We start from the raw sequence: 18,035 nt of genomic DNA on the forward strand, positions 1-18,035 counted from the left end.
CGCCGAGTTGTTGATGGCGCTGAACGAAACGCAGGGCTCCGCGCAGAACGAACCGGTCGGCATCTATTCGACGCCGCTCGACCCGGCGCTTTGCAATGCGGTGCAGCGTCTGATGGATGCCCTGGCCTCGCCGCTCGACGCGCGCATTCTCGCGCCCGGCGTGGTGCGAGAAATCTGTTATCGCGTGTTGACCGGCGAGCAGGGCGACGCGATTCGCGCGGCGCTCACGCATCAGAATCATTTCGGTCGCATTGCGAAGGCGCTGCGCCGCATTCATGCGGACTACCACGGACAACTCGACGTCGATATGCTCGCCTCCGAAGCGGGCATGAGTCTCGCAGTGTTTCATGCGCAGTTCAAAGCCGTCACGGCGACCTCGCCGATGCAATACGTGAAGACCACGCGTTTGCATCACGCGCGTCTGCTGATGGTGCAGGATGGATTGAATGCGGGCGCGGCGGCAGCGCGCGTGGGTTACGAGAGCGCGTCGCAATTCAGCCGCGAGTTCAAGCGCCTGTTCGGCCTGAGTCCGGTCGACGAAGTCAAACGCATGCGCACTGTCTACGATGCGCCGCCGCCGCGCGTGCTGAAGCCGGTCGCGCGCTACGTCACCGCTGTTTAGCCGCATCGGCGCAGTGGTGCCGGCTCGCTCGCTTATAAGCCGCTGAACCAGTTGTACCCCTGGTCCTCCCAATAGCCGCCGGGATTCGTGTTGGTCACGAAGATCGCCGCGATATGCTTGGGGTTCTTGAAGCCGAGCTTGGTCGGCACGCGCAGCTTCAGCGGGTAGCCATATTTGGCCGGCAGCGGCGTGTTGCCGAAATCGAGCGTCAATTGCGTTTGCGGATGCAGCGCCGTCGCCATGTCGAGGCTCGAGTAATAGCGGTCGGCGCATTTGAAGCCGATGTAGCGCGCATTCAGATCGGCGCCGATACGTTCGAGGAACGTGCGAAACGGCACGCCGCGCCATTGCCCGATCGCGCTCCATCCTTCGATGCAGATGTGGCGCGTGATCTGCGAAGCTTGCGGCAACGCGCGCAACTGATCGAGATTCCAGGTGCGCTTGTCCGCGACGAGTCCGGACACTTCCAGCCGATACGTCGACCCGTCGATATCCGGCGCGTCGAACTCCGGGTAGAACGCGTTGAAGGGAAACGGATCGGTGATCTCGCGGGCCGAATACGTCGGCGCGAGCTTGTTACGGTCGAACAGCCACGCCTGGACGCGATCGTTCCAGCGCGACATCGCCCACAGCACCTTGTCGACGGAATCGTTGTCCTGCATGTTGCAGCCCGAGAGCATCGCGAGCGCGCCGATCGACAGCGACGAGCGCAGAAACAGCCGCCGTTGCAGCCGCTCGATTTGCGGCTGATGATCGGCGAGAACGATCCGCGCGGGCCTGGTGTCGGTGGCGTCCGTGGCGCGGGCAGGTTTGGATGCGCTCATGCCTGAGTCCTTTCATGCGCAGTACCGTGGGCGCGGCGCGCGCGGCCGGTCAGCATCGGCGGCAACGTGCGCGGCACCAGCAGCACCAGCGTCAGATGCACGACGACGAAGCCGACCACGCCCGCCATCGCGATGAAATGCACGCGTCGCGCGAAATCGAAGCCGCCGAAGAGCGCGGTCAGCCACGAGAATTGCACCGGCTTCCAGATCGACAGTCCCGACGCCACCAGCAGCACGCCAAGGCACAGCACGAACAGATAGAGCGCGCGCTGCACTGCGTTGTACTTGCCGGTATCGTGCGGCAGTTTGAAGCGCAGCGCCAACGCCGCGTCATGCACGACCTCGCGCGGATAAACCGGCAGCAGCTTGCGGCGAAAATGCCCGCGGCCAATGCCGTACGCGAGATACAGCAGCCCGTTCGCGCACAGCAGCCACATCGCCGCGAAGTGCCAGGCGATTGAGCCGCCCAGCCATCCGCCGACGGTCGCCCACGCCGGAAATGTGAACGGAAAGAACGGCGACGCGTTGTAAATCGCCCAGCCGCTCATCACCATGCAGACCATCGCGAACGCATTGATCCAGTGCGTCACGCGGACGACGAGCGGGTGAACGATCAGGCGCGCTTGCGATTCGGACATGAGCGAAGAGGACAACGCGAACGGGAAGTGGAAAGCCGCGTCGTCGAAAAACGCGGCTGCCTGGGTGATCGATGAAAGCCTGCGCCGCACCCTTACATCGGCGGCGTTACGCCGTGCTCGCCAGCCGAGATGAAGTTCGCCGCCATCGAGCCGTCCGCTTCCTTGTGCGCGAACAGCACGACTTTGGCGCCAGGCACGAGCAGCGAGCGGTCGCCCGGTTGCAGGCTGACGATAGGCACGTCTTGCGGAATCACGATTTTCTTTTCGCCGTCCTTGTACTTCACGGTGATCGTGCGGCCATTGCTCACCACGAGCGAGCCGACCGTGCCGTTGGTCATCGTGCTGTTCGAACCGAGATCCCACGGACGATGGCCTTCGCCCGAACCGCGCATGCTGGCCGGAAACACGTGGACTTCGAGCGCTTTGAGCGTGCCGTCGGCTTGCGGAATCGCGGCAGTGCCGACATAGCTGTCCGGCTTGATGTCGTTGACGTTGGCGAGCGTGACGCCGCGAATCGGCGTATCCGCCGCGAGTTTAACGTCGACGTCCTTGCCGTCGCGCGTATGGACCTTGAGCAGATCGCCTGAGAGCGACGTCACCGTGCCGCGCACGCCGGTGGGGGCCGCGTTTTGGGCGTGAGCCGCGCTCGCGGTCGCAAGGAACGCGGCGGCGACGAGGGCGGGGGCGACGAATGCGCGCAATGCATGCGCCGAAACGATCTTCATGAATCTGCTCCAGGGTGGTGAAGGGTCCCGCCAGATTAGGCCGTGAATCGGCTCGCGAGCGTGACGCACAGATGACAAAAACGTCATGAACGACGCGCCGCCGCCACGTAGAATGGCCGCGTAAGGTATGTCCGGCGTGTGGGTTGTTTGCGCATGCGGGAGAGCGCTGTTGAGTTACCGCTGTCGAGTTACCGCTGGAATCGCGGCCTGAATCACGATTCAGGTCAAGGCCTGAGCCGGCCGCGAGCCATAGCCCGAGTTGGAGCACGGAGCACCATGAGCATTCTCGTCATCGAAGACGATCCGAAAACCGGCGACTATCTGAAGAAGGGCTTGCGTGAGAGCGGCTATGCGGTCGATCTCGCGCGCACCGGCACGGACGGCCTGCATATGGCGCTCGAACACGCGTACGATCTCGTGGTGCTCGACGTGATGCTACCCGGCATCGACGGCTGGGAAATCATGCGTGCGCTACGCGCGCGGCGCGATCTGCCGGTGATCTTTCTGACTGCGCGCGATCACGTCAGCGACCGCATTCGCGGTCTCGAACTGGGCGCGGACGATTATCTCGTCAAGCCGTTTTCCTTCACCGAGCTGGTGCTGCGCATTCGCACGCTGTTACGCCGTGGCGTGATTCGCGAGAGCGACGTGTTCGAAGTCGCCGATCTCAAGCTCGACGTGCTGCGCCGCAAAGTGACGCGCGAAGGCATCGACATTCCGCTCACCAACAAGGAATTCATGCTGCTGCATCTGCTGGTGCGCCGCCAGGGCGAAGCCTTGTCGCGCTCGCAGATCGCCTCGGAAGTGTGGGACATGAACTTCGACAGCGACACCAACGTCGTCGATGTCGCGATCAAACGGCTGCGCGCCAAGGTCGATCATCCATTCGAGAAGAAGTTGATCCACACGGTGCGCAGCATCGGCTACACCTTTGGCGACGGCGCATGAAACTCTGGACCGAGCGCTCGTTGACGGCACGCACCACGGTGCTGTTCGCGTTGATCGCGTGCCTCGTGATCGGGACGCTCGGCGCGTATTTCTATCACTCCGCGCAAGTGTCGCTGCAACGCCGCGCCGACGTCGTGCTCAACGGCCGCGTCGAGCATTTCAGCCGGATCGTGCACGACCTGTATTCAGTCAGCGAACTGAAGACCCGGCCGCTGCTGTTCGAGACCATGCTCGGTGCGGAGCAGGACGTGCTGCTGTTTCGCCGTCCCGGCGAAGCGCCGTTCGTCGACGTGAACCCCGCGAAGGTCGCGGTGCCAGCGCTGCCGGCCGGCGCCGTGGACCGCCTGCCGGGTTTCGCCGACATCCATCAGACGCGCTTGCCGAACGGCGTGCCGGTGCACTGGGCGATCGCCACCGCGAGAGCGCGCGAGGACGGCGCCGAAGTCGAAGTGATCGCCGGGCACCCGATGACGCAGGAAGTACAGATGCTCGCCGCGTACCGCAATCGCATCCTGCTCGCGACGCTGACCGGCATGCTGGCCGCCACGCTGCTCGCCTGGTGCGTGCTGCGCCGCGCGCTGCGCCCGGTTCGCGCGATTGCCGCGCGGGCTGCGCAGATCAGTCCGGCGAGTCTGTCCGTGCGGCTCGACAGCGACGCCGCGCCGGTCGAATTGCGGCAGCTCACGCACGCATTCAATGCGATGCTCGATCGTCTCGCCGATGGCTATCAACGCTTGTCACAGTTTTCCGCCGACCTGGCGCACGAGATTCGCACGCCCATTGGCGCGCTGATCGGCCAGACGCAGGTGACGCTCGCCAAGCCGCGCGAGCCCGACGAATATCAGCAGTTGCTCGAATCGAATCTCGAAGAGTTGAACCGTTTGAGCCATATCGCGGAGAACATCCTCTTTCTCGCGCATGCGGATCATGCGGCGCTGTCGGTCGAACGCGAGCCGGTCGATCTGCGCGCGGAACTCGTCAGGATCGCAGACTATTTCGAAGGTCCCGCCGACGAACGCGGCATGCGCTTCGAAGTCGACGCGCAAGGCGTGGCCTCGGTCAATCCGCTGTTGTGGCGCCGCGCGATCCACAATCTGGTCGTCAATGCGGTGCGCTACGGCGCAAGCGACACGGTCGTGCGCTTGCGCGGCACGCAGGACGAAGCGGGCGCCACCGTGGTGGTCGACAACGAGGGCGAACCGATTCCCGAGGCGCAACTGGACCGTCTGTTCGATCGCTTTTATCGCGCGGACGCGGCGCGCAGCGCGTTCACCGAATCGAACGGATTGGGGCTCGCGATCGTCAAGGCGATCATGCATCTGCATGGTGGTACTGCGCGCGCGGAGTGTCCAGCGCCGGGCGTGGTGCGCTTCGAGTTGCGCTTTCCTGCCGTCTAGTTGCCAGCTTGCGCAACCGCTGACGCGCCCGGCGCTTGCTGGTCATGGCAGCAGACGCATAGCTTGTTGCCGTCGGGATCGCGGAAGTAGGCACCGTAGTAGTTCGCGTGATAGTGCGGCCGCAAACCCGGCGGCCCTTCGCAGACGCCGCCATTCGCGAGTGCGGCGGCATGCGCGCGATCGACCGTCGGGCGGTCGCAGGCGAGCAGGGCGATCATCTGGCCATTGCCGGCTACGGCAGGGCGGCCGTCGTAGGGTGTGCCGATCAGGAACAACGGACGCGCCGCCTCGGGCGGCATCCAGCCGGCCCAGCCCCGGTCTGTCTCGCGGAACTTCAATGGCAGGCCTAGCGTGTCCATCAGCACCTGATAAAAATCGAAAGCGCGCTCGAAATCGGTAATGCCGACGAATACGTGGGACAGCATGGGCGTCGCTCCTCGTTGACGCGGCTCGGACACGTTCGTGCGGCTTGCTCGCGTTCGTCCTGCACTTCATCTGATGGCCGGCGTGCGCGCTGCGCATGCTCTCCCATGGATGCCCTTTCCAGCGTCGTTCGCGTTGGCCCCAAGGCTCGCGCGGCTGCGCCTATACTCATTCATCGATGGCGAAACATTCGACCCTGCTTCCGCGCGCTTTGCGCAGCTTCGCAAAGCGATTTCATTGCCTGCGTCTCACCTCAGGAGTCGTGTCATGGTCAAACTCGCTCTGTACGTTCATCTCGAAGCCAAGCCCGGCAAGGAAAAGGAAGTCGAGGCGTTTCTGCTCGGCGGCCTGCCGCTCGTCGAACAGGAGCCGGCCACCACCGCGTGGTTTGCGCTGAAGCTGGGACCGTCCAGCTTCGGCATTTTCGACGCCTTTCCTGACGAAGCCGGCCGTGACGCGCATCTGAACGGCAAGGTGGCGGCCGCGCTGATGGCCCAGGCGGGCGAGTTGCTCGCGTCGCCGCCGAGCATCAACAAAGTGGACGTGCTGGCGGCGAAGTTGCCGGGGTGATCGGTTGGTGTGCCGAACTTCCCATGTGCAGAGAAAGCCGCGGACCCGATCGCCGACACGGCCGCTGGGCCATCATGCCGTCATGTCGCCACGCCGCGTCCCAACGGTGTCAAGGGTTCGAACGCCGGCTCTTAACCACCGGCCTTAACCGCCGGCCTTAACCGCCGGCCTTAACCACCGGCCTTAACCGCCGGCCTTAACCACCGGCCTTAACCACCGGCCTTAACCACCGGCCTTAACCGCCGCCCTTAACCACCACTGGCCGCATCCGCAGCCGGCTGGTTTGCATAGTGCGCGCGCTTTTCCTCGTACATCAGCAGGTCGGCGCGCCGCACGCCCGATTCGAGCCGGTCGCCACGCTGGCAGGTCGCGGCGCCCATCGAGAAGCTCAGCGGCGAGCCCGGATAGAACTGGTTGTTCATCTCCATGAGCTGGCGGATCGCATCGATCATGGCCGCGCCGCCGCGCTCGTCGGTATCCGGCATCAGGACCGCGAATTCGTCGCCGCCGATGCGCGCCGCGTGAAACGGCGACTCCATGGCCTTCGCGAGCACTTCGCCTGCGCGCCTTAGCAGCGCGTCGCCGGCGGCGTGGCCGAGCTGGTCGTTCACGCGTTTGAGGCCGTTCAGATCGGCCATGATGATCGTCACCGGCCACGGGCCCTTGCGTTCGAGCCGGTTCAGTTCGTCCACGTAGAAGGAGCGGTTGCGCAGCTTGGTCAGCACGTCGTGCTTGCCGAGAAACTCCAGATAGGCTTCGGCCTTCTTGCGCGCCGTGATGTCCGTGAGCGCGACCAGCACGAGGTCCCAGTTCTGCTCGTGGCCCGGCAGCACCGAGAATTGCAGGTGCACGTGCACCTCGCTGCCGTCGAGCGAATAGTTGAGCACCTCGCGTTGCTGGAACAGTTTGTCGTCCCACAGATCGATCAATTGCTCGCGGAAATGCGGGCGCATGTCGTCGCGGAACACGTCCGGCAGATGCGCGAGCAGGGTCTTCTTGTCCTTCGCGGCGAACATGTCGAGCGTGTGCTGGTTCACGTCGAGCACGTGAATCTCCTGCATGCAGCGTTCGACAAACTCGGGATGCACGTCGGTGAACACGCGAAAATCGGCGATGCCGGCAGCCCGCGCACCGTCGAGCAGACGCTTGACCGCGCTGAAATCCTCCACCCACAACGACACCGGCGAATGCTCGAAGAGGCCGCGAACGTACTGCTCGGCAAGCGTCACGCGCCGGCGCGCGCCTTCGAGCTCGGTGATGTCCTCGACCGACACCAGCACGCGGTCCCAGCGCTTCTCGTGACCGGGCAGCACGGCGCCCTTGAGCAGCACGTCGAGCCGGCGCCCGCCGAGCGTGTAGTTGACGGTCTGGCTCGTGAACTGCGCGTGGCCGTCCCACAACTGGCAGAGTTCTTCGAGGTGGGTCTTGAGCATGTCGTCGCGGAACACTGACGCGAGATTGCTCGTTAGCGCGTCGACATCGGCGGCTTCGAACTGTTCGAGCGTCTTCTGGTTGACCTTGATCACGCGGATGCTATGCGCGCATTCGGCAACCCGCCGTGGATCGTCGGCGAAATGCGCGCGCAGATCGGTCACACCGGCGGCCCGCCAGCCATCGAACAGCGTGCGCACGCCGCTGAAGTCTTCGAGCCAGAGCGAGACGGGCGCAAGCTCGAACATTTCGGAATCGTCGCCCAAAGAGGCCGCCGTCGGGTTGTTCTCCAAGGACGCTTCCTTCGGGGCGCTTTTTGCAGGCGCGGAGCCGCGCGGGACAATATCGAGCATGAGGGTCTCGGGATCGAAGTTGCGGCTATTTTAAGACGGGTTCGGCATCGGCTGAAAAGAAAGGCAAGCGGCGCATCGTTTTGCGCAACGCTGTCCAACGGGATAACGGCCGCGCGGGCAAGGGACTTGAGGCGTTGCGTGGGGGGTGCGAGGGGCGCTAAGGAACGGACGGTAAGAGCCAGGCGCAAACAGGCGCATGTCCGCAGCACGCATTTCCGAGCCTTGCTACACTCGACGGCCACGGATTTCGTTCACCCACGTCGTCAACCATCACGCCGTCATGAAGCCATCCCTGCTGATCCTGATCCACTTGAACGATGCAAGCCGCGCCAATATCGAAGCGGTGTTCGACGTCGTCTATGTGCCCGATACCGGGCAGCACGACGCCGCGATCGCCATGCACGGCGAGACGATCCGCGCCGTGCTGACCAACGGCACGATCGGCCTGAGCGCGGCGGCGATCGACCGGATGCCGCAGCTCGAACTGGTCAGCGCGTTGGGCGCCGGCTACGAAAACCTCGCCGTCGACCACGCCCGTGCGCGCGGTATCGTGCTCGTCAATGGCGCGGGCACCAACGATCATTGCGTGGCCGATCATGCGTTCGCATTGCTGCTCGCGGTCGTGCGCGATGTGCCGCAACTCGATCAGGCTACGCGCAAGGGTGTCTGGCGCGATGCGCTGCCTCTGCAACCAAACGTGTCGCATAAGCGTTTGGGCATCGTCGGCCTCGGCCATATCGGCGAGAAGATCGCGCGCCGAGGCGCGGGATTCGACATGGAGATTGGCTACCACAATCGTCAGCCGCGTGAAGGCTCGCCGCTGCGTTACTTCGACAGCGTGCAGGCACTCGCGCAATGGTGCGATTTGCTGGTGGTGGCGACGCCCGGTGGAGCGGGCACGCGGCACCTGATCGATGCAAGCGTGCTGGACGCGCTCGGTCCGCAGGGCTTCGTCGTCAATGTGTCGCGCGGCAGTGTGGTGGATACGGCCGCGTTAGCGCGCGCGCTGACCTCGGGAACGATTGCCGGCGCGGGGCTCGACGTCTACGAAGGCGAGCCGCAGCCGCCCGAGGCATTGCTGGCATTGCGCAACGTGGTGCTCACGCCGCATGTGGGTGGCCGTTCGCCGGAGGCGATTACCGCCTCGGTCGACAACTTCCTCATCAATGCGAGGCGCCATTTCGCCGGCGAGCCGGTGTTGACGCCGATCTGACCGACGCGTGATGTACGGGGAAGGGGGCACGGTGCGAGCGCGTTGCCGTCTACCCGTCGCCTACTTCTCTTCATCCCGCCCAGGCCGCGCGCCGATGTACTCGTACTCCGCCGTGTTGAGCCGCGACACTCGCAACTCGACCGCGTTGCGGTGATACGAATAGGCGACCCGGCGGATTTCCAGCAAAGGCGCACTGACCTCGACGCCGAGTTGCTCGCTTTCGATCCCGTTCGCGAGCGCGACGCTCACGCGTTCATCGGTCTCGACCACGTTGATGCCGAACACGTCCTGATAGAAGTTGTATAGCGTGTTCGGCCGGTTGCGCAGCTTCGTTTCGGTCAGGCCCGGAAAGCGCGCTTCCGGCACGGTGATGTGTTCGATCAGCACCGTCTTGCCATGCAGCGCGAGGCCGTTGACGAACTGGAACACGCGCGCGCCGGTCTCGATGCCGAGCGCGGCCGCCACTTCGCGCGACGCCCGCGCCTTCCTGAAGTCGATCAGCGTGACGACCGGATAGGCCTTGTCGCCGTCGCGCCGCACGATCCGGAAGAAGCGGAAAAAATGCCGGTCGCGCTGGTGCATCGACACGAAGGTGCCGAGCCCCTGGTGGCGAATCAGGATGTTTTCCGCGCAGAGTTCATCGATTGCCTTGCGCAGCGTGCCGATGGACACGCCGAAGCGTTCGGCGAGGCGCTTTTCCGAAGGAATGCATTCGCCGCCTTTCCATTCGCCGGCCGAGAGCGCGGCGAGGATCGCGCTCTTGACTTCCTTGTACCGCGTGCCGCCCAGCGCGGGCGGATTGATCGCGAGCGTGCTCATGAAAACCTCTGCAATGCGCGAGTCGCGCCACGCCGCTCGCCAAAGTTGGACCCGCCCCGATTTTAAACGACAAAGTCATCTAACACATCTAAATGAGATGGATTCTGTCGGTTCGTCGCGACATGGCTTCGTCCACTTGCGCTGGCGCAAAAATCCCTTGTCCTTACGCCAGAAATGACTGGCTTTTCACGCACGCGCACGTCGGCCTGACCGATGGCCAGCAGTCGTTACCTGGAGAACGATAGAACTATCGGGCCATCGCCCCATGCAGGCATCCGTCAGCGATAGGCTGAGCGTGCCTCTGGCACGGAGCCGTGCCTCAAAGGCCTCGGGCGGCGCGGCAATCGTGAAAAACAGTCCTCTAACACATATAGATGAGTTAGTTGACATTCGACGAGTCGCCGCCTACTATCGATTTCACCGCAGCGCGTTTCGAGCGCGTTGCCCAGGCGGCATCCCACCGCATTCATTACACGAACGGAGACGCTAATGAGCAATCCCACGGCAGACATCAACAGCACCCCGGCAGCGGGTGCGTCGCCCGCGCGCAAGACGATCCACATCGTTCTGCACGAAGCGAAGGACACAGTCGGCGTGGCGGTCGTCGAGGGCATCAAGGCGGGCACGCAACTCAACGCATGGATCATGGACGACGACGAGATCGTCAGCTTCCCGGCGAAGCAGGACATTCCGATCGGTCACAAGGTGGCGCTCAGGGACATGGCCGTGGGCGACACGGTGTTCAAGTACGGCGTGGACATCGGCAAGGTGGTGGCGCCGATCAAGGCCGGCGAGCACGCGCACGTGCACAACATCAAGACGAAGCGCTGGTAAGCGGCGCTGCCGCACCACGCTGCGAGCACCATCATTTCGCGGAATCGAGCCGCACCAACCCGAACGGGAGAGACACCATGAGCGTGATTGACCTGGATACGACTTTCCGCGGCTATCGTCGCGACAATGGCCGCGTGGGCGTACGCAACCACGTGATCATCCTGCCGGTCGACGATCTGTCGAACGCCGCGGCGCAAGCGGTCGAACACAACATCAGGGGCACCATGGCGCTGCCGCATCCGTATGGGCGACTGCAGTTCGGCGCCGATCTGGATCTGCACTTCCGCACGCTGATCGGCGCGGGCAGCAATCCGAACGTCGCGGCGGTCATCGTGATCGGCATCGAGGAAGGCTGGACCAAGCGCGTGGTCGACGGCATCGCGAAAACGGGCAAGCCGGTGATGGGCTTCGGCATCGAACTGCACGGCGATCACGACACGATCATGCGGGCGTCGAAGGCGGCGAAGGAAATGGTGCAGTACGCGACCTCGCTCGATCGCGAGGAATGTTCGATCGCGGATCTCTGGGTGTCGACCAAATGCGGCGAGTCGGACACCACGTCGGGCTGCGGCGCGAATCCGACCGTCGGCAATGCGTTCGACAAGTTATATGGCCTCGGCACCACGCTCGTGTTCGGCGAGACGTCGGAGCTGACCGGCGGCGAGCAGATCGTCGCCGCGCGCTGCGCGAACGACGGCGTGCGCGAGCGCTTCCAGTTCATGTTCGACCGCTATCAGGAGATGATCAACCGCTGGAAAACCGACGACCTCTCCGAGTCGCAGCCGACCAAGGGCAACATCGCGGGCGGCCTGACCACGATCGAAGAGAAGGCGCTCGGCAATATCCAGAAGATCGGCAAGAAGTGCATGGTGGACGGCGTGCTGGACAAAGCCGAAGTGCCGACGCATGCGGGTCTGTGGTTCATGGACTCGTCGTCGGCGGCCGCCGAAATGGTCACGCTGTGCGCTGCATCGGGCTTCGCGGTGCATTTCTTCCCGACTGGGCAGGGCAACGTGATCGGCAATCCGATCGTGCCGGTGATCAAGATCTGTGCGAATCCGCGCACGGTCCGCACCATGGGCGAGCACATCGACGTGGACGTGACCGGCATTCTGCAGCGCGAGCAGAATCTCGACCAGAGCGGCGACAAGCTGCTCAAATGCATGATGGCCACGATCAATGGCCGCTTTACCGCGGCGGAAGCGCTCGGTCACCGCGAGTTCGTGCTGACGCGTCTGTTCGAAAGCGCCTGATTGCGGCGGTCTGGCCGCTGCGTTCATCTGGGAGTCTCGCTTGGGCAGGATCAGCAGGCAAGCCCGCCAGCCACGAACGCAGCGGTCCCATTCCCGGCGCACGCCGGCACGGAGACTGGCCGCGAAGCCGCCCGTGCCGGTATTTCAGGCGGCAGCGGCGCCGGCTCGACATCTGGCAGCAGCGAGTGGAGGAGACACCATCTTGCGCGTGCTCAAACATCTCTACGTGCAGGTCCTGATCGGACTTGCCGCCGGTATTCTCGTCGGTTATTTCTGGCCCAGGTTCGGCGTGGAAATGAAACCGCTTGGCGATACGTTCATTCGCCTCATCAAGATGCTGATCACGCTCGTGATCTTCTGCACCGTGTCGGTGGGCATCGCGCGCATGGAAAGCCTCAAGCAGGTCGGCCGCGTCGGCTTCAAGACGCTGCTGTACTTCGAGGTCGTCACCACCGTCGCGCTCGTGCTCGGCCTCGTCGTCGCGAACGTGCTGCGGCCGGGCCAAGGACTCAACATCGATCCCGCTTCGCTCGATACCCACACGATGTCGCATTACGTGGCGGACGCGCACGTGAGCTCGTCGGGCTTCATCGACATGATCGTGCCGAACTCGGTGGTGGGCGCGTTCGCTCGTGGCGATCTGCTGCAGGTGCTGCTGTTCTCGGTGCTGTTCGGCATTGCGCTGTCGATCATGTCGCAACGCAGCCGCTTGCTGATGCGCGGCATCGAGCAGTTCGGCGACACGCTCATGCGCATCGTCGAGATGATCATGCGGCTCGCGCCGCTCGGTGCGTTCGGCGCGATTGCATTCACGGTCGGCAAGTACGGCATCGGCACGTTGCAGCAACTCGGCTTGCTGATCCTGTGCTTCTACATCACCAGCATCCTGTTCATCGGCATCGTGCTCGGCTCGGCCGCGCGCTGGGCCGGCGTGGGGTTGTGGCCGCTTCTGCGCTACTTCCGCGAGGAACTGCTGATCGTCCTCGGCACGTCCACCACGGAATCCGTGCTGCCGCGTCTGATGGAGAAGCTCGAACGCATGGGCTGCCCGCGCGCGATCGTCGGCCTTGTGCTGCCCACCGGCTATTCGTTCAATCTCGACGGCGCGGCGATCTATCTGACGATGACCTCGCTCTTCATCGCGCAGGCCACCAACACGCACCTGACGCTGATGCAGCAGATCGGGTTGCTGGCGATCCTGATGCTGACGTCCAAAGGCGGCGCGGGCGTGGCGGGCGCGGCGCTGGTCGCGCTGACTGCCACGCTGTCGACCCACAACATCATTCCGGTGGCGGGCATCACGCTGATTCTCGGCGTCGACCGCGTGCTCAACGAGGTCCGCGCGCTGACCAACATGATCGGCAACGTGGTGGCGACGCTGGTGGTCGCGCGCTGGGAAGGCGCATTCGATGCGCGGGCGGCACGCGCATTCCTGGCCGCGCCGCGTGAAGTGCAGGCGCAGGTTCAGTCGCCGCGGCAACCGCAGGCGACGCCGCAACCGGCGCACCCGGGTCTCGACGAAACCAGCCGCCTTGCGGCGGGGAAGGGCGGCTAAATGACGACCGTCGCGAAGAAGATCGTCATCAACGAGTTCATGGACGAAGCGGCAATCGACACGCTGCGGCAATGCTTCGACGTGCGCGTCGATCCCACGCTATCTGGCGAGCCCGAGCAGCTCGCCACCGAACGGCTGGCCGCCGTGTTGACGGACCCATTTTCCGACGCCAACCCGACGCCAACCCGGACGCGATGCCAGGAGCCATGTCAAACTGACGCCCCCTGAACCCACCGAACCAGAGGAATGATCGATGGCCCGACTGCTTCCCGACGCGCTCACCGAGCTTGCCGTGGGCTCACTGCGCCACGCCGGCGCATTGCCGGCAACCGCTGACTCGACCGCGCGCGCGCTGGTCTATGCCGACCTGCGCGGCTTGTCGTCCCACGGCGTGTCGCGCCTGCCGATGTATTGCGCGCAGTTGCGCAACGGCCGCGTCGATCCCGCCGCGCAAGCGGCCATCGTCGCGGATCGCGGCGCAACCGTGCTGATCGACGCCGCAGATGGTCTCGCCTATCCGGCCTGCGATCTCGCGGTGTCGACGTTGATCGAACGCGCACGCCAATTCGGCAGCGCGGTGGCGGGCGTGAAGCGCAGCCATCACTTCGGCGTGGGTGCGGCCCATCTCGCCGCGCTCGGCGAAGCAGGCATGGTCGCGCTCGCGTTCAGCAATTCGCCGGGGGCGATGCCGGCGTGGGGCGGCCGGCGCGCGCTGTTCGGCACCAATCCGATCGCGGCGGTGTTCCCGCGTCGCAACGGCGAGCCGCTTGTGATCGACCTCGCGCTGTCGCAGGTCGCGCGCGGCAAGATCGCGATCGCCGCGCGCGACGGCAAGCCGATTCCCGAAGACTGGGCGACCACGCGCGACGGCTTGCCGACCACCGACGCGCGCGCTGCGCTCGACGGCATGATGTTGCCGTTCGGTGGCACGAAAGGCGCGATGCTCGCGCTGATCGTCGAGTTGCTGGCGGCGGCGCTTACCGGCGCGAACTTCGGGTACGAAGCGGGTTCGTTCCTGACTGGGGAAGGCGAGCGCTCGCGCATCGGCCATCTGTTCTGGGCGATCGATCCAGGCGCGCTCGCTGGCGACGACGCTTATCTGTCGCGCGTGGAAGCGTTGATCGGGATGATGCTCGAGGACGACGGCGTGCGCTTGCCGGGTGCCCGGCGCGAAAGCCTCGCGCGGACGGCGCAGCAGGAGGGCGTCGAGATTCCGGACGCGTTGATCGCGCAATTGCAGGGACGCGATTGAGCGTGCACGGCCAGTCGGCCCGTGCTTGAAACAGCATCCCACTGAAAGCGCGACGGAAACTATCGGCAGCGCGGATAGTTTGCGTCGCGAATCGCGATTTCCCTTCTGACGCCAGGGCGAATAGGATGGTCGGTACAGCACCATCCCGCTTCGATACCCCCGCAGCGACGGAGATTCCGCATGGAACACCACGCCCGCACGCAGAACGAACGGCTCGACATCAAAACCACCACCTGCTACATGTGCGCGTGCCGCTGCGGCATTCGCGTGCATCTGCGTGACGGCGAGGTGCGTTACATCGACGGCAATCCGGAGCATCCGCTGAATCAGGGGGTGATCTGCGCGAAGGGCGCCTCGGGCATCATGAAGCAGTATTCGCCCGCGCGACTGACCCAACCGTTGATGCGCAAGGCCGGGGCGGAGCGGGGCAGCGCACAGTTCGAGCCGGTGTCCTGGGAGGTCGCCTTCGACGTGCTCGAAAAGCGCCTCGCCGCGATCCGCTCGAGTGATCCGAAGAAGTTCGCGCTTTTCACTGGCCGTGACCAGATGCAGGCGCTGACGGGCCTCTTCGCGAAGCAGTTCGGCACGCCCAACTACGCCGCGCATGGCGGCTTCTGCTCGGCCAACATGGCCGCGGGCATGATCTACACGATAGGCGGCTCGTTCTGGGAATTCGGCGGGCCGGATCTGGACAGCGCGAAACTGTTCTTCATGATCGGCACGGCGGAAGACCATCACTCGAATCCGCTGAAGATCGCGATCTCGAAGTTCAAGCGCGCGGGCGGCCGCTTCGTCGCGATCAATCCGATCCGCACGGGCTATGCGGCGATCGCCGACGAGTGGGTGCCCATCAAACCCGGCACCGATGGCGCGCTCTTCATGGCGTTCCTGCACGAACTGATCGCTGCTAACGCGTGGGATCACGAGTTCGTGCGCCGGTATACGAACGCGGCGGAACTCGTCGATCTCGACGAGGCCAGCGAAAACTTCGGCCTGTTCGTGCGTGATCCGCAACGACCGGCCGGCAATCCGCTGTTTCCGCAGAATCATTTGTGGTGGGATGCGCAAGCCGGGCGCGCGGTGCCGCATCACGCTCCCGGTGTGACGCCCGCGCTCGACGGCCGCTATAAGCTTGACGACGGCACGCCCGTCACGCCGTCGTTCGCGTTGCTGCGCGAGCGTGTGGCCGGCTGCACGCCCGAGTGGGCCGCCGGCATCACCGGCATCGCGGCGGACACGATTCGCCGGCTCGCCGGCGAAATGATCCAGACGAGCCGCGAGCATCGCATCACATTGCCGATCCGCTGGACCGATGCATGGGGCGAAACGCACGAAACGGTCACAGGCAATCCGGTGGCCTTTCACGCGATGCGCGGGCTCGCCGCGCACTCCAACGGCTTCCAGTCGATCCGCGCGCTCGCGGTGCTGATGTCGCTGCTCGGCACGATCGACAGTCCCGGCGGCTTTCGCCACAAGTCGCCGTTTCCGCGTGCGGTGCCGCCCTCGGCCAAACCGCCGAACAGTCCCGATGCCGTCAAGCCCAACACGCCGCTTGCGAGCGGCCCGCTCGGCTGGCCCGCCGCGCCCGAGGACCTGTTCATCGACGAACACGGCGGCCCGGTGCGCATCGACAAGGCGTTCTCGTGGGAATATCCGCTCGCCGTGCATGGCGTGATGCACAGCGTGATCACCAATGCGTGGCGCGGCGATCCGTATCCGATCGACACACTGATGATTTTCATGGCCAACATGGCATGGAATTCTTCGATGAACACGATGAAAGTCCGCGAGATGCTCGCCGACAGGCACGCGAACGGCGAGTACAAGATTCCGTTTCTCGTGGTGTGCGACGCGTTCCAGTCGGAGATGACGGCGTTCGCCGATCTGATCCTGCCGGACACGACCTACCTCGAACGGCACGACGCGATGTCGATGCTCGACAGGCCCATCTCCGAATTCGACGGCCCGGTGGATTCGGTGCGTGTGCCGGTCGTGCCGCCCACGGGCGAGTGCAAGCCGTTCCAGGAAGTGCTGATCGAACTCGCGTCGCGGCTGAAGTTTCCCGCGTTCACCGCCGCCGACGGCGCGCGGCGCTTTCGCGACTATCCCGACTTCATCGTCAATCACACGACCGCGCCGGACTCCGGCGTCGGCTTTCTGATCGGCTGGCGCGGCAAGGATGGCGACAAGGCGCTGGTGGGCGAGCCGAATCCAACGCAATGGGAACAGTATGCGCAGAACAATTGCGTATTCCATTACCGGCTGCCCGAGACGCTGCAGTACATGCGCAACTGCAACGGCCCGTATCTGGACTGGGCGGTCAGGAACGGTTTCCGCAAATTCAACGAGCCGATCCTGATCCAGCTTTACTCGGATGTGATGCAGAAGTTCAGGCTCGCCGCGCAAGGTCGTACGCGCGGCAGGCAGCCGCCGGATCATTTGCGCGCGCGAGTCGAAAAGTATTTCGATCCGCTGCCGTTCTGGTACGCGCCGCTCGAAAGCGCGGCCACCGATCTCACGCGCTTCCCGCTCGCTGCCGTGACGCAGCGGCCGATGGCGATGTACCACTCGTGGGACTCGCAGAACGCATGGCTGCGGCAGATTCATGGGGAGAACTATCTGTACATGAATCCGCTGATGGCCGCCGAAAACGGCATCGAGGACGGTGGCTGGATTTACGCGGAATCGCAATGGGGCCGCGTGCGCTGCATGGCGCGCTTCAGCGAGACCGTCGAGCCCGGCACCGTGTGGACGTGGAACGCGATCGGCAAAGCGGCGGGCGCATGGAATCTCGGCCCGGGCGCGAACGAAGCGCGGCGCGGCTTCCTGCTCAATCACCTGATTACCGACGAACTGCCCGGTCGCGACGCAGCGGCCTCACGGCTATCGAACTCCGATCCGGTGACCGGCCAGGCCGCGTGGTACGACGTGCGCGTGCGGATTTATCCGGCTGAAGCCGATGCGCGGCACACGTTGCCGCAATTCGACGCGATGCCCGCGCTGCCGGGTTCGAACGGCGTAGTCTCGCGGGTCGTGCAAACCTACTTCGCGGGACGAGGCGAGTTCGCGGCGCGGCTGCGCGGTGCGATCCGGCGGAAGTAGCGGCCCAGGTAACGCTGCACCACCGTCAGCGACAGAAACAACGTGGGCGCCAGCATCGTCTCGCTGGCAGCGGCAA

Annotated in this window: 17 protein-coding genes; 11 read left to right on the forward strand and 6 right to left on the reverse strand. The window is 64.5% G+C overall.

Features of this window, described 5'->3' with window-relative positions:
- On the forward strand, window positions 1–622 hold a 622-nt coding region (locus CIC12_RS19685), incomplete at its 5' end, for an AraC family transcriptional regulator (protein ID WP_168666128.1).
- A gap of 32 nt (window positions 623–654) precedes the next feature.
- On the opposite strand, the gene CIC12_RS19690 is transcribed toward CIC12_RS19685, so the two are convergent.
- The 3 genes from CIC12_RS19690 to CIC12_RS19700 all read right to left on the reverse strand — a co-directional run bounded on the left by CIC12_RS19690 (window position 655) and on the right by CIC12_RS19700 (window position 2,809).
- Window positions 655–1,446, reverse strand: coding sequence for a molybdopterin-dependent oxidoreductase (locus CIC12_RS19690; protein WP_168666130.1), 792 nt, complete (start codon window positions 1,444–1,446; stop codon window positions 655–657).
- Window positions 1,443–2,084, reverse strand: a complete 642-nt coding sequence (locus CIC12_RS19695; protein WP_168666132.1) for a cytochrome b/b6 domain-containing protein — start codon at window positions 2,082–2,084, stop codon at window positions 1,443–1,445. The genes CIC12_RS19690 and CIC12_RS19695 overlap by 4 nt, the downstream gene beginning before the upstream one ends.
- A 92-nt stretch (window positions 2,085–2,176) precedes the next feature.
- A complete protein-coding gene (locus tag CIC12_RS19700) occupies window positions 2,177–2,809 on the reverse strand; it encodes a hypothetical protein (RefSeq protein ID WP_168666134.1) in 633 nt (210 codons plus the stop codon).
- Window positions 2,810–3,085: 276 nt separating this feature from the next.
- Here CIC12_RS19700 and CIC12_RS19705 point away from each other — a divergent pair, with 276 nt between their 5' ends.
- Window positions 3,086–3,757: a heavy metal response regulator transcription factor gene (locus CIC12_RS19705; RefSeq protein WP_168666136.1), complete on the forward strand. Its 672-nt coding sequence runs from the start codon at window positions 3,086–3,088 to the stop codon at window positions 3,755–3,757.
- A complete protein-coding gene (locus CIC12_RS19710; RefSeq protein ID WP_168666138.1) occupies window positions 3,754–5,154 on the forward strand; it encodes a heavy metal sensor histidine kinase in 1,401 nt (466 codons plus the stop codon). Before CIC12_RS19705 ends, CIC12_RS19710 begins: the two co-directional genes overlap by 4 nt.
- Here CIC12_RS19710 and CIC12_RS19715 read toward each other — a convergent pair.
- Complete coding sequence (locus tag CIC12_RS19715; protein WP_168666140.1) at window positions 5,151–5,579, reverse strand: VOC family protein; 429 nt, start codon at window positions 5,577–5,579, stop codon at window positions 5,151–5,153. The two genes, CIC12_RS19710 and CIC12_RS19715, sit on opposite strands and share 4 nt — an antisense overlap.
- A gap of 265 nt (window positions 5,580–5,844) precedes the next feature.
- On the opposite strand from CIC12_RS19715, the gene CIC12_RS19720 reads away from it, so the two are divergent.
- Window positions 5,845–6,147 (forward strand): putative quinol monooxygenase, encoded by a 303-nt coding sequence (locus tag CIC12_RS19720; RefSeq protein ID WP_121321715.1) that lies wholly within the window; start codon window positions 5,845–5,847, stop codon window positions 6,145–6,147.
- A 248-nt stretch (window positions 6,148–6,395) separates the two neighbouring features.
- On the opposite strand, the gene CIC12_RS19725 is transcribed toward CIC12_RS19720, so the two are convergent.
- Entirely contained in the window at window positions 6,396–7,931 is a 1,536-nt protein-coding gene (locus CIC12_RS19725) for a sensor domain-containing diguanylate cyclase (protein WP_168666142.1), read from the reverse strand.
- Window positions 7,932–8,211: 280 nt separating this feature from the next.
- On the opposite strand from CIC12_RS19725, the gene CIC12_RS19730 reads away from it, so the two are divergent.
- Window positions 8,212–9,144, forward strand: a complete 933-nt coding sequence (locus CIC12_RS19730) for a 2-hydroxyacid dehydrogenase (protein ID WP_168666145.1) — start codon at window positions 8,212–8,214, stop codon at window positions 9,142–9,144.
- A 60-nt stretch (window positions 9,145–9,204) separates the two neighbouring features.
- Here CIC12_RS19730 and CIC12_RS19735 read toward each other — a convergent pair whose 3' ends face one another.
- The gene (locus tag CIC12_RS19735; RefSeq protein WP_168666147.1) at window positions 9,205–9,963 is read right to left on the reverse strand and encodes a GntR family transcriptional regulator; all 759 of its coding nucleotides are present in this window, start codon (window positions 9,961–9,963) and stop codon (window positions 9,205–9,207) included.
- Window positions 9,964–10,452: 489 nt separating this feature from the next.
- On the opposite strand from CIC12_RS19735, the gene CIC12_RS19740 reads away from it, so the two are divergent.
- The 6 genes from CIC12_RS19740 to CIC12_RS19765 all read left to right on the forward strand — a co-directional run bounded on the left by CIC12_RS19740 (window position 10,453) and on the right by CIC12_RS19765 (window position 17,959).
- Window positions 10,453–10,797 carry a UxaA family hydrolase gene (locus CIC12_RS19740; protein WP_238812723.1) on the forward strand — a complete coding sequence of 115 codons (345 nt, stop codon included), beginning with the start codon at window positions 10,453–10,455 and terminating at the stop codon, window positions 10,795–10,797.
- A gap of 77 nt (window positions 10,798–10,874) precedes the next feature.
- Window positions 10,875–12,050, forward strand: coding sequence for a UxaA family hydrolase (locus tag CIC12_RS19745; RefSeq protein ID WP_168666149.1), 1,176 nt, complete (start codon window positions 10,875–10,877; stop codon window positions 12,048–12,050).
- 202 nt (window positions 12,051–12,252) lie between these two features.
- Window positions 12,253–13,605, forward strand: a complete 1,353-nt coding sequence (gene dctA / locus CIC12_RS19750; RefSeq protein WP_168666151.1) for a C4-dicarboxylate transporter DctA — start codon at window positions 12,253–12,255, stop codon at window positions 13,603–13,605.
- On the forward strand, window positions 13,606–13,833 hold the full coding sequence (locus CIC12_RS19755) for a hypothetical protein (protein WP_168666153.1): 228 nt from the start codon (window positions 13,606–13,608) through the stop codon (window positions 13,831–13,833). It abuts the gene before it with no gap.
- Window positions 13,834–13,858: 25 nt separating this feature from the next.
- Window positions 13,859–14,857 (forward strand): Ldh family oxidoreductase, encoded by a 999-nt coding sequence (locus CIC12_RS19760; protein ID WP_168666155.1) that lies wholly within the window; start codon window positions 13,859–13,861, stop codon window positions 14,855–14,857.
- Window positions 14,858–15,037: 180 nt separating this feature from the next.
- Window positions 15,038–17,959 (forward strand): molybdopterin-dependent oxidoreductase, encoded by a 2,922-nt coding sequence (locus tag CIC12_RS19765; protein WP_168666157.1) that lies wholly within the window; start codon window positions 15,038–15,040, stop codon window positions 17,957–17,959.
- Window positions 17,960–18,035 lie beyond the last annotated feature (76 nt).

Source organism: Paraburkholderia sp. SG-MS1 (assembly GCF_012275575.1).
Classification (GTDB): Bacteria; Pseudomonadota; Gammaproteobacteria; order Burkholderiales; family Burkholderiaceae; genus Paraburkholderia.